General features: G+C 71.7%; 13 protein-coding genes and 1 riboswitch. Of the genes, 6 read left to right on the forward strand and 7 right to left on the reverse strand.

What is annotated here, in order from left to right; translation table 11 throughout:
• Positions 1-12: 12 nt before the first annotated feature.
• The 5 genes from ribH to ribD are packed head-to-tail and all read right to left on the reverse strand — an operon-like array spanning position 13 to position 4,119.
• Positions 13-498 carry a 6,7-dimethyl-8-ribityllumazine synthase gene (gene ribH / locus ASC82_RS20030; RefSeq protein WP_024760819.1) on the reverse strand — a complete coding sequence of 162 codons (486 nt, stop codon included), beginning with the start codon at positions 496-498 and terminating at the stop codon, positions 13-15.
• A 30-nt stretch (positions 499-528) separates the two neighbouring features.
• Positions 529-1,806 carry a bifunctional 3,4-dihydroxy-2-butanone-4-phosphate synthase/GTP cyclohydrolase II gene (locus tag ASC82_RS20035; protein ID WP_056649814.1) on the reverse strand — a complete coding sequence of 426 codons (1,278 nt, stop codon included), beginning with the start codon at positions 1,804-1,806 and terminating at the stop codon, positions 529-531.
• Positions 1,803-2,438: a nicotinamide mononucleotide transporter family protein gene (locus tag ASC82_RS20040; protein WP_056649817.1), complete on the reverse strand. Its 636-nt coding sequence runs from the start codon at positions 2,436-2,438 to the stop codon at positions 1,803-1,805. Before ASC82_RS20040 ends, ASC82_RS20035 begins: the two co-directional genes overlap by 4 nt.
• Positions 2,435-3,043, reverse strand: coding sequence for a riboflavin synthase (locus tag ASC82_RS20045; RefSeq protein ID WP_056649818.1), 609 nt, complete (start codon positions 3,041-3,043; stop codon positions 2,435-2,437). The genes ASC82_RS20040 and ASC82_RS20045 overlap by 4 nt, the downstream gene beginning before the upstream one ends.
• A gap of 2 nt (positions 3,044-3,045) precedes the next feature.
• Entirely contained in the window at positions 3,046-4,119 is a 1,074-nt protein-coding gene (ribD, locus tag ASC82_RS20050; protein WP_056649821.1) for a bifunctional diaminohydroxyphosphoribosylaminopyrimidine deaminase/5-amino-6-(5-phosphoribosylamino)uracil reductase RibD, read from the reverse strand.
• 172 nt (positions 4,120-4,291) lie between these two features.
• A riboswitch (FMN riboswitch) is annotated at positions 4,292-4,421 on the reverse strand.
• A 242-nt stretch (positions 4,422-4,663) separates the two neighbouring features.
• Between ribD and ASC82_RS20055 the strand changes: the two genes are divergently transcribed.
• The gene (locus tag ASC82_RS20055; RefSeq protein WP_056649824.1) at positions 4,664-7,024 is read left to right on the forward strand and encodes a chitinase C-terminal domain-containing protein; all 2,361 of its coding nucleotides are present in this window, start codon (positions 4,664-4,666) and stop codon (positions 7,022-7,024) included.
• A gap of 155 nt (positions 7,025-7,179) precedes the next feature.
• Complete coding sequence (locus ASC82_RS20060) at positions 7,180-7,920, forward strand: SDR family oxidoreductase (protein WP_056649830.1); 741 nt, start codon at positions 7,180-7,182, stop codon at positions 7,918-7,920.
• A gap of 9 nt (positions 7,921-7,929) precedes the next feature.
• Here ASC82_RS20060 and ASC82_RS20065 read toward each other — a convergent pair whose 3' ends face one another.
• On the reverse strand, positions 7,930-8,763 hold the full coding sequence (locus tag ASC82_RS20065; RefSeq protein ID WP_056649834.1) for a DUF2182 domain-containing protein: 834 nt from the start codon (positions 8,761-8,763) through the stop codon (positions 7,930-7,932).
• A 117-nt stretch (positions 8,764-8,880) separates the two neighbouring features.
• On the opposite strand from ASC82_RS20065, the gene ASC82_RS20070 reads away from it, so the two are divergent.
• Complete coding sequence (locus ASC82_RS20070) at positions 8,881-9,534, forward strand: DUF1326 domain-containing protein (RefSeq protein ID WP_056649838.1); 654 nt, start codon at positions 8,881-8,883, stop codon at positions 9,532-9,534.
• A gap of 16 nt (positions 9,535-9,550) precedes the next feature.
• Here ASC82_RS20070 and ASC82_RS20075 read toward each other — a convergent pair whose 3' ends face one another.
• Positions 9,551-10,687 carry an ROK family transcriptional regulator gene (locus ASC82_RS20075; RefSeq protein ID WP_056649841.1) on the reverse strand — a complete coding sequence of 379 codons (1,137 nt, stop codon included), beginning with the start codon at positions 10,685-10,687 and terminating at the stop codon, positions 9,551-9,553.
• Between the two features lie 106 nt (positions 10,688-10,793).
• Here ASC82_RS20075 and ASC82_RS20080 point away from each other — a divergent pair, with 106 nt between their 5' ends.
• The 3 genes from ASC82_RS20080 to ASC82_RS20090 all read left to right on the forward strand — a co-directional run bounded on the left by ASC82_RS20080 (position 10,794) and on the right by ASC82_RS20090 (position 14,333).
• Positions 10,794-12,017, forward strand: a complete 1,224-nt coding sequence (locus ASC82_RS20080) for an MFS transporter (RefSeq protein ID WP_056649844.1) — start codon at positions 10,794-10,796, stop codon at positions 12,015-12,017.
• Positions 12,018-12,127: 110 nt separating this feature from the next.
• A complete protein-coding gene (locus ASC82_RS20085; RefSeq protein ID WP_056649847.1) occupies positions 12,128-13,528 on the forward strand; it encodes a solute carrier family 23 protein in 1,401 nt (466 codons plus the stop codon).
• A 73-nt stretch (positions 13,529-13,601) separates the two neighbouring features.
• Positions 13,602-14,333, forward strand: a complete 732-nt coding sequence (locus ASC82_RS20090; protein ID WP_277914792.1) for a DUF5995 family protein — start codon at positions 13,602-13,604, stop codon at positions 14,331-14,333.
• Positions 14,334-14,349 lie beyond the last annotated feature (16 nt).

The raw sequence follows: 14,349 nt of genomic DNA on the forward strand, positions 1-14,349 counted from the left end.
CGGGTGCGCCACTCAGCGCCAGGGTTCGCTGACCGTGCGCAGCGTGGTGGCGGTGGCGACGGCGGCGGTGACCGCTTCGTGGCCCTTGTCCTCGGAGGAGCCTTCGAGGCCGGCCCGGTCGAGGGCCTGCTCTTCGTTGTCGACGGTGAGGACGCCGAATCCGACGGGTACGCCGGTGTCGATCGAGACCTGGGTGAGGCCGTGGGTCACGCCCTGGCACACGTACTCGAAGTGCGGGGTTCCGCCGCGGATGACGACTCCGAGCGCGACGATGGCATCGTAGCCGCGACCGGCGAGGACCTTCGCCACGACCGGGAGCTCGAAGCTGCCGGGGACGCGCAGGAGGGTCGGCTCGTCGATGCCGAGCTCGCTCAGGGCGCGCAGGGCGCCGTCGACGAGGCCGTCCATGATCTTCTCGTGCCACTGGGCCGCGATGACCGCGACCCGCAGGTCGCCGCAGTTCTTCACGCTGAGGACGGGTGCGCCCTTGCCGCTCATTGATTCTCCTAGCCGGTCGTACGTACGTGATTACTGGTTGCCGCAGGTGGAGGCCGGGGAGCCGTCCAGCCAGGGCAGGTCGTGGCCCATCCGGTCCCGCTTGGTGCGCAGGTAGCGGAGGTTGTGCTCGCCGGCCTGGACCGGCATGGGCTCGCGGCCCTCGACCCTGAGGCCGTAGCGGGTCAGGGCCTCGATCTTGTCGGGGTTGTTGGTCATCAGGCGCAGGCCGCGGACGCCGAGGTCGACGAGGATCTGGGCGCCGGCCGCGTAGTCGCGGGCGTCGGCGGGCAGCCCGAGCTCCAGGTTGGCGTCGAGGGTGTCGCGGCCCTGCTCCTGGAGCTCGTACGCGCGGAGCTTGGAAAGCAGGCCGATGCCGCGGCCCTCGTGACCGCGCAGGTAGACGACGACACCGCGGCCGGCTTCCTGGATGCGGTCCATGGAGGCCTGGAGCTGGGGGCCGCAGTCGCAGCGCAGCGAGTGGAAGATGTCGCCGGTCAGGCACTCGGAGTGGACCCGGACGAGCAGGTCCTCGCCGTCGCCGATCTCGCCGTGGACGAGGGCGACGTGCTCGACGCCGTCGACGGTGGAGCGGTAGCCGTACGCGGTGAAGTCGCCGTGCGCGGTGGGGAGCCGGACCTCGGCCTCGCGGCGGACGGTCGGCTCGGCGGAGCGCCGGTAGGCGATCAGGTCCTCGATGGAGATGATCGTGAGGCCGTGCTTGCGGGCGAAGGGCACCAGCTCGGGCAGGCGCAGCATGACGCCGTCCTCACCGGCGATCTCGACGATCGCGCCGGCCGGGCGGAGGCCCGCGAGGCGGGCGAGGTCGACGGCGGCCTCGGTGTGGCCGTTGCGGGCGAGGACGCCGCCGGCCTTGGCGCGCAGCGGGAAGACGTGGCCGGGGCGGACGAAGTCGGTGGGCTCGTGGCTGCCGCTCGCCAGCATCCGCAGGGTGGTGGCGCGGTCGGCGGCGGAGATGCCGGTGGTGACGCCGTGCGCGGGGGACGCGTCGACGGAGACGGTGAAGGCCGTCCGCATCGACTCGGTGTTGTGCTCGACCATCTGCGGGAGCTGGAGGCGCTCCAGCTCGTCGTCCTCCATGGGCGCGCAGATCAGGCCGCGGCACTCGCTCATCATGAAGGCGACGATCTCGGGGGTCGCCTTCTCGGCGGCGATGACGAGGTCGCCCTCGTTCTCGCGGTCCTCGTCGTCGACGACGACGACGGGGCGGCCTGCGGCGATGTCACGGATGGCCTGCTCGACGGGGTCGAGGGCGAGGTCGGTGGCGTCCCAGAGGGGATGCGTGCTCATGCGTGGGCTCCTTCCAGGACGGTGGTGCTGCGGGAGCGCAGCCACCAGTCGCGCATGCCCCACAGGACGAGCGCGCCGTAGACGACGTAGACGAAGCCGGAGAAGGCGTAGCCGTTGGCGAAGTTCAGCGGGACGCCGACGAGGTCGACGAGCAGCCAGGCGAACCAGAACTCGACCATGCCCCGGGCCTGGGCGTACATGGCCACGATGGTGCCGACGAAGATGTAGGCGTCGGGCCACGGGTCCCAGGACAGCTTCGGGAAGGCCTCGAAGAGCAGGGCCACCGCGACGGTGCCGACGGCGGCTGCGGCGATCATGGCGACGCGCTCGCGCCAGGTGGCGAAGCGCACCGTGAGGTCACCGCCCTTGTCCTGCCCCTTGCCGCGCTGCCACTGCCACCAGCCGTAGAGCGCCACGACCACGACGACGGCCTGCTTGCCGGCGCTGCCGGCGAGGTGGCCGTAGAAGGCGCCGAAGAGGATGAGGCCGGCGAGGAACTGCACGGGCCAGGTCCAGACGTTGCGGCGCCAGCCGAGGGCGAGGGCGACGAGCCCGAATATGTTGCCGATCATGTCGGACCACATGATGTGCTGGTCGAGGACGGTGAACGCCTCGGAGTTGAGCCAGTTCACTTGCCGGTCTCCTGGGCGTTCGGGCCGAGCAGCCGCTCGACGTACTTGGCGATGACGTCCACTTCGAGGTTGACCGGGTCGCCGCTCTGCTTGATGCCGAGCGTGGTCAGGGCGAGGGTGGTGGGGATGAGGCTGATGGTGAACCAGTCGTCGGTGACCTCGACGACGGTGAGGCTGACGCCGTCGACCGTGATCGAGCCCTTCTCGACGACGTAGCGCGAGAGGTGGGCGGGCAGGCCGACCTTGACGAGCTCCCAGTGCTCGGACGGGGTCCGGTCGAGGATCGTGCCCGTGCCGTCGACGTGTCCCTGGACGATGTGGCCGCCGAGGCGGTCGCCCACGGCCATGGGCCGCTCCAGGTTGACGCGCGAGCCGGCCGCGAGGGCGCCGAGGCTGGACCGCTTGAGGGTCTCGGCCATGACGTCGGCCGTGAACTCGCCGTCGCCGAACTCGACGACCGTGAGACAGACACCGTTGACGGCGATGGAGTCGCCGTGCTGGGCGCCTTCCGTGACCAGGGGGCCGCGCAGTCGGAAGCGGGAGGCGTCCTCCAGCTGCTCGACGGCGACGACCTCGCCCAGTTCTTCGACGATTCCGGTGAACACGGTCAGCGCTCCTTGGGGGTGGCGGTGATGCGGATGTCGGGGCCGATGCGGACGGTCTCGGTGACGTCGAGCCGCAACGCTTCGGTGATGGTGCCGATTCCTGCGTCGGCGAGGGCCTGCGGGCCCGCGCCGAGGAGGACCGGGGCGAGATAGCCGACGACCTGGTCGACTGCGCCCGCGGCGACGAAGGCGCCCGCGAGGGTGGGGCCGCCTTCGAGGAGGACGGAGCGGACGCCGCGCTCGTGCAGGGCGTCCAGGAGGGCGGGCACGGACAGGCCGCGCTCGGCCCTGGGGAGGCGTACGACGTCGGGCAGGTCCGACTCGGCGTCCTCGGCGACGGCGATCAGGGTGGGGGCCGCGTCGTCGAGGATCCGGGCGCCGGGCTTCACTGCGGTCGCCTCGGTGTCGACGACCACCCGCAGCGGCTGTACGGCGCCTTCGACGCCCCGTACGGCCAGATGGGGGTCGTCGGCGCGGGCGGTGCCGGAGCCGACGACGACGGCGTCGGACTCGGCGCGCAGCCGGTGGACGTCGGCGCGGGACTCGGCGGAGGTGATCCAGCGGGAGGTGCCGTCGGCGGCGGCGATCCGGCCGTCGAGGGTGGCGGCGTACTTCCACCGGACGAAGGGCCGGCCGTGGCGCACGGAGGTGAGCCAGGCGATGTTGACCGCCTCGGCCTCGGCCTCCAGGAGGCCGCCCGTGACGTCGACGCCCGCGGCGCGGAGGGTGTCGGCACCGCCCGTGGCCTGCGGGTTCGGGTCGCCGACCGCGTACACGACCCGGCTGATCCCGGCCTCGACGAGGGCCTGGGCGCAGGGGCCGGTGCGGCCGGTGTGGTTGCAGGGTTCGAGGGTGACGTACGCGGTGCCGCCGCGGGCCAGGACGCCGGCCTCGCGCAGGGCGTGGACCTCGGCGTGCGGGCCGCCGGCGCGCTGGTGGAAGCCTTCGCCGACCTGGTGGCCCGAGGCGTCGGTGATGACGCACCCGACGACCGGGTTGGGGCTGGTGGCGCCGAGACCGCGTGCGGCGAGCTCGACGGCGCGTCGCATGGCGGTGATGTCGGCCTGCTGGGCCACCGGGTCCTCCTGCCTCTTCGGGCACGGACTCCGGGGCTGTCGATGACGACAGAGAGCGGGTGAGACGCCTCGCGCAGGGTGCGCCGAGGCCGAGTCCTCTGGGGACGCCGATCGGTTCCGATACGGCGACCAGCGGACGTACGGCTGACACACCCCTGACAGGGGTCGCCCGCCGCGCACTGCCTCCCATCCGGACTTTCACCGTCGGTCCAGGAGTTTCACCTGGTCAACCGGCCGCTGGCTGCGGACGGGTCGCGGACTATACCGCCGGTTCGGAATTACACCGACCCCGGAGTGCGCTGCTGCTGATACAGGGCCAGTCTGCCACGAGCCGCGCGAAGCGATGTGGCCGAGATCCTGTGGTCTGGCTCACAGAGTCCCACAGAACTCTTCGATGGTCCAGACCTATTGACGCACTGGTCTAGTCCTCTTAATCTCCGTGTCACCTCCTAGGAACGGCCCGGCGGCGTGCGCACTCCACGGGCCCAACACGACCCACCCCCTTGTTCGTTGTGTTCCATGACCTCCCCAGGAGGACCCGATCGTGTTGTCCCCCACCGCGAAAAGAGCCTCGCTGCTCTCCTCCGGCGCAGCCGTCGCCGGGCTGCTGCTCAGCTCGCTCGCCGGTGGCGTCTCGTACGCCGCCGACAACGAGTCCTGTCGCCCCGACGGGCTGTACAAGACCCCGGGCGTCGACGTCCCGTACTGCTCGGTCTACGACACCGAGGGCCGCGAGAAGATGGGCGCGGACCACCAGCGCCGCGTCATCGGCTACTTCACCGGCTGGCGTACCGGCAAGAACGGCGAGCCCGCGTACCTCGCCAAGGACATCCCGTGGGAGAAGATCACCCACATCAACTACGCCTTCGGCCACATCGGCAGCGACAACAAGCTCTCCGTGGGTACGGACGGTCCGAACAACGCCGCCACCGGGATGACCTGGCCCGGTGTCGCGGGTGCCGAGATGGACCCGGCCTACGCGTACAAGGGGCACTTCAACCTGCTCAACAAGTTCAAGAAGCAGCACCCGAACGTCAAGACGCTGATCTCGGTCGGCGGCTGGGCGGAGACCGGCGGCTACTTCGCGGACAACGGCGACCGGGTGAACTCCGGCGGCTTCTACTCGATGGCCACCAACGCCGACGGTTCGGTCAACCAGGCCGGGATCGACACCTTCGCGGCCTCGTCCGTCGACTTCATCCGCAAGTACGGGTTCAACGGCGTCGACATCGACTACGAGTACCCGACCACGATGAAGGACGCCGGCAACCCGCTCGACTGGCAGCTCGCGAACGCGCGCCGCGCCGGGCTCGTGCAGGGCTACGCGGCCCTCATGAAGTCCCTGCGCGAGAAGCTGGACGCGGCCGGCGCCGCCGACGGCAAGCACTACCTGCTGACCGTCGCCGCCCCCTCCTCCGGCTACCTGCTGCGCGGCATGGAGACCTTCCAGATGCAGAAGTATCTGGACTACGTCAACATCATGTCCTACGACCTGCACGGCGCCTGGAACGAGTACGTCGGCCCCAACGCCTCGCTCTTCGACGACGGCAAGGACGGCGAGCTCGCCGCCGCCAACGTCTACGGCTCGGCGCAGTACGGCAACATCGGGTACCTCAACACCGACTGGGCCTACCACTACTTCCGCGGCTCCATGCCGGCCGGCCGCATCAACATCGGCCTGCCCTACTACACCCGCGGCCACAAGAACGTCCAGGGCGGCACCGACGGCCTGTGGGGCAAGGCCTCCGCGAGCACCTGCCCGGCCGGCGCCGGTCTGACCAAGTGCGGTGACGGTGCCGTCGGCATCGACAACCTGTGGCACGACAAGGACACCGCGGGCAAGGAGTCGCCCGCCGGCTCCAACCCGATGTGGCACGCCAAGAACCTCGAGAAGGGGATCGTCGGCGACTACGTCACGCAGTACGGCTTCCCGGCGAACACCACCCTGACCGGCACCTACGCCCGCAAGTACGACTCGACCCTGGTCGCGCCGTGGCTGTGGAACGCCGAGAAGAAGGTCTTCCTCTCCACCGAGGACGAGCAGTCCGTGGCCGCCAAGGCCGACTACGTGGTCGACCGCGGCATCGGCGGCACCATGGTCTGGGAGATGGCCGGCGACTACGCCTGGAACGCCACGAAGGGCCAGTACGAGATGGGCTCCACGCTCACCTCGCTGATGTACGACAAGTTCAAGGCGGCCACCCCGTACGGCGCGAAGAAGTCCAACAAGGCGCTGCCGACGCAGGCCGTGAAGATCGACACCCAGTTCACCGAGTTCAAGCTGGGCGACTCGAACTACCCGATCACCCCGAAGATCAAGATCACCAACAACACCGCGACGGCGCTGCCGGGCGGCACGGAGTTCCAGTTCGACTACGGCACCTCGGCGCCGAGCAACGCCTCCGACCAGTCGGGCTTCGGCACGAAGGTCATCAGCAGCGACCACACGGGCGGCAACGTGGGCGGCCTGAAGGGCGACTTCCACCGCGTCTCCCTGAAGCTCCCGGCCTGGCAGTCGCTGGCCCCCGGCGCCTCGGTCGACCTGGCGTTCAACTACTACCTGCCGGTGTCCACCCCCTCCAACTGGACGGTGAACATCAACGGCACGACGTACGCCCTCGCCGGTGACCTGGCGCGCGGCACGACGGTCGTGGAGCCCGGCTCCACCACGCCGCCGACCACCCCGCCGACCACGCCTCCCACCACCCCGCCGACGACCCCGCCGACGACTCCCCCGACCACGCCTCCGACGACGCCGCCCACGGGCTGCGGCGGCACGATCTACAACGCGGGCAACGAGGTCTCCCACAACGGCCGCAAGTACAAGGCCCAGTGGTGGACCCAGAACGAGACGCCGGGCACGACCGGCGACTGGGGCGTCTGGAAGGACCTCGGCGCCTGCTGAGTGCCCGACCCACCGACGTACCACCTCGGAAAGACCCCCGGCGGCGGAATCTCACGGCCCTTGCCGCCGCCGGGCTCCCACAGCGCCGCGCCCCCCTGTCCGGGGCGCGGCGCTCCGCGTGTGCGGACCGGGTCGAGGGCGGTCAGGCTGGAGACATGAGCACGATCCTGGTCACCGGCGGCACGGGAACCCTCGGCCGGCCCGTCGTCGAACGGCTGCGTGCGGGCGGTCACGAGGTGCGGGTCCTCAGCAGGCACTCGCCTCCGTACGCGGTCGACCTTCGGCAGGGCGGCCCCCTGCTCGACCGGGCGGTCGCCGGGGTGGACGCGGTCGTCCACTGCAGCAACATCCTGCGCGGCGACCGGGACGCCGCCCGCGTCCTGATCGAGGCCGCGCGGCGGGCCGAGGTGCCCCACCTGCTGTACATCTCGATCGTCGGCGTCGACCGGGTGCCGCTCGGCTACTACCGCACCAAGTACGCCGTGGAGCGCATGATCCAGGGCTCGGGCCTCGGCTGGACCCTGCTGCGCACCACCCAGTTCCACGACCTGATCCTCCGGCTGCTCCAGGGCCTCGCCAAACCGCCCGTGATGCTGCTGCCCAAGGACGTGCGGGACCAGCCGCTGGAGGTGACGGAGGCGGCCGCGCGCCTCGCCGAGCTGGCCGCGGGGCCTCCCGTCGGCCGGGTCGAGGACATGGCCGGCCCCGAGATCCGCACCTTCGCCGAGCTGGCCGGGTCCTATCTGCGCGCGAGCGGCCGGCGGCGCCGCCTCGTGGAGGTGCCGCTGCCCGGACGCGCCTACCGGGGGCTGCGGCGCGGCGAGCACCTGGCGCCGGACCGGGCGGTGGGCCGGGTGACGTTCGACGAGTTCCTGGCGCGCCGGTTCGCTCCGTAGCCCGGGCGCTCACCAGGCCATGTCCATATCCGTCTCCGTCATCGGCGTCGCCGGTTCCTCCAGGCCCGGCAGCGGCCAGCTCTGGAACAGGGACAGGACGGCGAGGGCCAGGAAGGCAACGCCGACGACGACCGAGAAGACCGGGCCGAGCCGCCACAGCTTCTCGACGAAGATCACCCCGGCCAGCACCGCCATCGCGAGGACGTTCATGACGCCGAGCGGGACGAGGACGATCATCAGTCCCCAGCAGCAGCCGACGCAGTACAGGCCGTGGTGCAGCCCGACCCGCAGGTCCCGGGCCCAGGGCTTGAATCCGGCGTACCGCACGAGGGTGCCCATGGGGCTGCGGCAGTGCAGGAGGCAGGCCGTCTTCAGCGGGCCGAACTGGTGCAGCCCGGCGAGCAGGAACGCGGAGGCGCCGATCCAGCGCCCGGCGTCGGGGTGGTCCGCGACCAGGGTGCCGGTCAGGGCGAGGAGCCCGTACGCCAGGAGGCCGAAGGCCGTCCAGGCCAGCAGGTAGCCGCCGACGAACTGGGTCAGGCGGGAGGCTCGCGCGATGCCGGTCGACCGGCGGCCGATGGACCGGGCCCAGGTGAGGGCCACCGGTGCCACGGACGGGAACATCATGGCGATCATCATGATCAGCCACAGCAGCAGGAACAGCGGGACGCCCATGCCCATCGTGCCGGGCTCGATCCCCATGTCGCGGGCCTGGGCGACCACCAGGACCCAGGCGAGCACCGCGAGCGTCGCCATCAGGGACCAGGCGAGCGCGAGGTCCCTCGCCGACAGCAGGTTCGCCGTTCTCAGGGGCGGCGCGAGGGTCTTCCGGTCGAGCCTCACCCCTCCAGCTCAGCACAGTGGCCGCGGGGGCGCGACAGCTGTCCGCCCGTGCTCTGGCATCGGACGGGACGGGGGAGGAAAATCGGAGGTGGGGACCCCCTCCGAGGAGGCGGCGTGATGTCCGAGACGACGGCGACCGTCCCGCGGTGGCACACCGCGGGAGACTGGTTCGACACCTGCCGGTGCGACGTGCCGTGCCCCTGCTCCTTCGCCCAGGCGCCCACGTACGACCGGTGCGACGGGGTCCTGGTGTGGCACATCCGCGACGGACGCTACGGCGACGTACCGCTGGACGGCCTCAACGTGCTGATGCTCGGTTCCTTCGTCGGCAACGTGTGGGCCCATGAACACACCGACGCCTACGCGGCGGTCTTCCTCGACGAGCGCGCCGACGAGGCGCAGCGCGGGGCGCTGCAGATGATCTTCGGCGGTCAGGCGGGCAGCTGGCCCGCGCAGTTCGGGGAGATGTTCGGCGCGGAGATGCGCGGCATGGACTTCGCCCCGATCGAGTTCGAGGTGGCGGACGACCTGTCGAGCTGGCGGGCGTCCGTGCCCGGCCGGGTCGAGGCGAGCGGGGAAGCCCTCACGGGGCCGACGACGCCGGAGGGTGCGCGCGTGCAGTCGACGAACCTCCCCGGGGCGGAGACCGGACCGGGTCAGGTCGTGACCTGGGGCCGGGCAACGGCCGACCGCGCCGACGCCTTCGGCTTCCAGTGGAACTGGGACGGCCGCTCCAGCAAGCACATCCCCTTCGACTGGGCCGGCCCGTGACCCGGCCCGAGGTCTTCTAGACACGCTCCGGCGGCGAGCCGAAGAGCACGTCCTGCGCCGCGTCGCGGGCGAGGAGGAGGGCGCCGCGCAGCACGGCCGTGTCGCCCAGGGTGGTCGGGCGGACCTCCGTACGCAGCGGGGAGAGGGCCGCGACCGCCGATTCGACGCGGGCGGCGAGCGCGGTGCCGCCCTGGTGGCCGGTCTCCCCGCCGAGGACCACGCAGCCGGGGTCGAGGACGGAGGCGACCGCTGCCGCGCCGACGGCCAGCCGCCCGGCCAGGGCGTCGAGGAAGGGGCCGTCGGCGAGCGCCGATGACGGGTCGAGGCCGTGCTCGGCGGCGAGGGCCTCGACCGCTGCCGTGCAGGCCAGTTCGTGGAATCCGCCGTCGCAGCCGGTGGCCGAGGGGAGCCCGGACGTGCCCGGCACCGGCAGGAAGCCGATCTCGCCCGCGCCGCCGGAGGCCCCGCGGCGCAGTCTGCCGTCGAGGACGACGGCGGCGCCGACGCCCTGGCCGAGCCAGAGGAGGACGAAGTCCTCGCGGTCGCGGGCCGCGCCCTCCCGTAGTTCGGCGAAGGCGGCGAGGTTGGTCTCGTTCTCGACGAGGACCCGGGCCGGCAGGCGTTCCTGGAGGACGCCGACGAGCCTGCGGTGCCAGGCGGGCAGTCCCGAGGAGTCGCGCAGTTCGCCCGTGGCCGGGTCGATGAGGCCGGGGGCGCCGACGGCGACGGTGTGCAGCCGGTCGGCGCCTGCCTCCTTCGCGGTGCGCTCCAGGAGCGTGACCGCCGTGTCGACGGCCGGGCCCGTGCCGCTGTCGTCGCCGACGGTCGCGGAGGCCTCGGCGAGGGTGGTGCCGAGGAGGTCGGTGACGACCACGGAGACGGAGCGGGTGCGCACGTCGAGCGCGGCGAGGTGCGCGCGGTCGGCGACGATCCCGTACAGCTTGGCGTTGGGTCCGCGGCGTTCCGCCCCGGACTCCCCCACGACATGGACGAGCCCGGACTCCCGGAGCCGCTCGACGAGGTCGGCGACGGTGGGGCGGGAGAGTCCGGTGAGCGTCTTGAGCTGAGTGGCCGTCAACGGTCCCTCGTCCTGGAGCAGTCGCAGGGCGAGCCGGTCGTTGATGGCTCGGGCGGTGCTCGGGGATGCGGCCATGCGGCGATCCTCTCAGACTCGATTCCCGTGCGGTCTCTCCCTGCGGACTATTTATCAGGCAGGGTCCCTGATAGTTTACGCCCACACCACGACCCCGGGAGGGCACATGGCGGCGCAGACCGTCTTCAGCACCGAGCGGCTGCGGCGGGCACGCTTCGCCGTCGCCGCGGTCTTCTGCGTCCACGGCGCGGTGACCGGCAGCTTCGCGACCCGCATCCCGTGGATCCAGGAGCACGCGGGCGTCAGCGCCGGACAGCTCGGGCTCGCGCTCGCCTTCCCGGCACTCGGCGCCTCCCTCGCGATGCCGCTGGCCGGTGCCATCAGCCACCGCTTCGGCGCCCGCACGGCCCTGCGCGGCCTGCTCGCCCTGTGGACGCTCTCGCTGACGCTGCCCTCACTGGCCCCGAACATCTGGGGGCTCTGCGGCGCGCTCTTCGTGTACGGCGCGACCGCGGGCATGTCGGACGTGGCGATGAACGCGCTCGGCGTCGAGACCGAGAACCGGCTCGACAAGTCCATCATGTCGAGCCTGCACGGCATGTGGAGCGTGGGCGCGCTGCTCGGCTCGGCCGCCGGCACGGTCGCCGCCCACATCGGCGGCGACGCCCGAACCCACCACCTGATCGCGGCCCTCGCCCTCACCGCGCTCGGCCTGATCTGCTGCCAGGGCGTCCTCGACGTCCACAGCACCGAGGACGAGGAGGCGCCGCCGCGGTTCTCGCTGCCGCCGAAGGCCGCGCTGATCATCGGCGCCATCGGCTTCTGCGCGGTGTTCGCGGAGGGCGCCAGTCTCGACTGGTCGGCCGTCTACCTCCGGGACGAGCTGGGCAGCTCGGCCGGGCTCGCGGCCGCGTCGACGACCGCCTTCGCGCTGACGATGGCCGTGGCACGACTGGCCGGCGACCGCGTCGTGGACCGCTTCGGCGCGGTCCGTACGGTACGGGTCGGCGGCGCCGTCGCCACCCTCGGCGGGCTCCTGGTCGTCCTCGCCCCGCACGCCGCCGTCGCGATGGCCGGTTTCGGTCTCATCGGGCTCGGCGTCGCGGTCGTCGTCCCGCTCGCCTTCGCCGCCGCGGCCCGCAGCGGCCCGAACCCCAGCCAGGCCATCGCGGGCGTCGCCACCATCACGTACACCTCGGGTCTCATCGCCCCCTCGGCGATCGGCGGCATCGCCGACGCGACCTCCCTGGTCTTCTCGTTCGGCCTGGTCACCCTGCTGGCACTGGGTCTCGTGCTCGGCGCGGGCGTCCTCAGGCCGGGCGCGCGCGGGACGAAGGCGGCGGCCAAGGCGGACGGCGCCCCCGCGAAGAGCTCCGGCCCGGTCGCGTAACCGCCGCCGAGGGGCGGACGAACGACTCCGGCAGGCCGCGGCGCATACCATGTGGCTGATCTTTTGCGGTCGCGACACGGCCGCCGGAACCTCGGAACGGGAGCGACCTCATGAACCTCGGCGTGCGCTGGACTCTGCACGGCGACGGGAGAACACCCGCTCCCGGGGCCGTCGTCCGGCCGGACGAGCGGCTCTCCTGGCCTCGCACCGCCGGCCTCGGCGCCCAGCACGTCGTCGCCATGTTCGGGGCGTCCTTCGTAGCCCCGGTACTGATGGGTCTGGACCCGAACCTCGCGATCATGATGTCCGGTGTCGCGACCGCGATCTTCCTCCTCGCGACCCGCGGCACCGTCCCGTCCTACCTGGGCTGCTCGCTCTCCTTCGTCGGCGTCGCCGCCGCGATCCGGGCCTCGGGCGGCACCAGCGCGACCGTGACCGGCGCGATCCTCGTCGTCGGCGGGGTGCTCTTCCTCGCGGGCCTCGCGGTACGGAAGTTCGGCGCGCGGATCATCCACGCGGCGATGCCCCCGATCGTGACCGGCGCCGTCGTCATGCTGATCGGCTTCAACCTGGCCCCGGTCACCGCGTCGACGTACTGGCCGCAGGACCAGTGGACGGCACTGCTCGTCATGCTGTTCACGGGTCTGGCCGTGGTCTGTCTGCGCGGCTTCTGGTCGCGGATCGCGATCTTCCTCGGCCTGATCTTCGGCTACGCCATCTCCTGGATCTTCGACCTCGTCTTCGGCAAGATCCACTCGATGTCCCCGAGCGGTCAGATCACCGACCACTGGCGGCTGGACCTCTCCGGCGTGTCGAAGGCCGACTGGATCGGACTGCCGTCCTTCCACGGACCCAGCTTCGAGTGGTCCGCGATCCTGGTCGCGCTGCCCGTCGTCATCGCGCTGATCGCCGAGAACGCCGGCCACGTCAAGGCCGTCGGCGAGATGACCGGCGACAACCTGGACGACAAGCTCGGCACCGCGATCGCCGCCGACGGCGCCGCCTCGATGCTGTCCACGGCCGTCGGCGGCCCGCCGAACACCACGTACTCCGAGAACATCGGCGTCATGGCCGCGACCCGCGTCTACTCCACCGCCGCCTATTGGGCCGCGGCCGGCTTCGCGCTCCTCTTCGGCCTCTGCCCGAAGTTCGGCGCGATCGTCGCCGCCATCCCCGGCGGGGTCCTCGGCGGCATCACCGTGATCCTCTACGGCATGATCGGCCTGCTCGGCGCCCAGATCTGGATCAACGCCAAGGTCGACCTGCGCAACCCGCTCAACCTGGTCCCGGCCGCCGCCGGCATCATCATCGGCGTCGGCGGCGTGAAGCTCACTTTCACCGACACCTTCGAGCTGGGCGGCATCGCGCTCGGCACCATCGTCGTCATCACCGGCTACCACGTGCTGCGGGCCTTCGCCCCGGCCCACCTCAAGGAGCAGGAACCGCTCCTCGACTCGGGCACGAGCTCGTACGAGAGCACCCCGAGCGAGGAGCCCGCTCCGAAGAACTGAGTGATTCGCCCGTTCTGGGTAAGCCGGGCCCGTGGGAGTTCCCTCCGGGCCCGGCGGCTGGGAGCCTGCCCCCATGGCGCAGACCCAGCAGATCGGGCAGGACCTCACGCAGGACATCCGGCAGGACCTCGGGCAGTTCCTGGCGGTCGACCCCGTGGTGGACCGGATGCGGACGCTCCGCTCCACCTGGCATCCGGCCGACGGCGTCGCCGTCTTCAACCGGGTCTATCTGACGGTCACCGAGGAGATCCGCCACGCCATCGAGGCGGGCACCTTCGCCGACCGCCGGGCCGCCGCCACCCTCGACGTGCGCTTCGCCGAGCGCTACCTCGCGGCGGTCGACACCGTCGCCACCGGCGGCCCGGCGCCCGCCTGCTGGCGTCCGCTCTTCCGCTACCGGCGCCACCCCGGCGTACGCCCGCTCCAGTTCGCGCTCGCCGGGATCAACGCCCACGTCGGCCACGACCTGGCGCTCGCGGTGGTCGACTCCTGCCGGATCCTGGAGTGCGCGCCCGTCGATCTGGAGGACGAGTTCGACCGGGTCGGCGACATCCTCGTCCTCCTGGAGGAGCGCATCAGGGAGGAACTGATGCCGGGCCCGGACCTCCTGGAGATCGCGGACCCGCTGACGCATCTGCTCGGCTGCTGGAGCCTGGACCGGGCCCGCGACGGGGCCTGGCTGGCGGCTCGCTCGCTCTGGCAGCTGCGCGGGCTGCCGGAGCTGGCCGGGGAGTTCACGGAACGCCTCGACCGGTCGGTGGGCCTGGTGGGGCGGATGCTGCTCACGCCGCTCACCAGGCCGTGACCCGCGTGGCCTTCTC

This window comes from Streptomyces sp. Root431, from assembly GCF_001426585.1.
In the GTDB taxonomy this organism is placed as follows: Bacteria; Actinomycetota; Actinomycetes; order Streptomycetales; family Streptomycetaceae; genus Streptomyces; species Streptomyces stackebrandtii.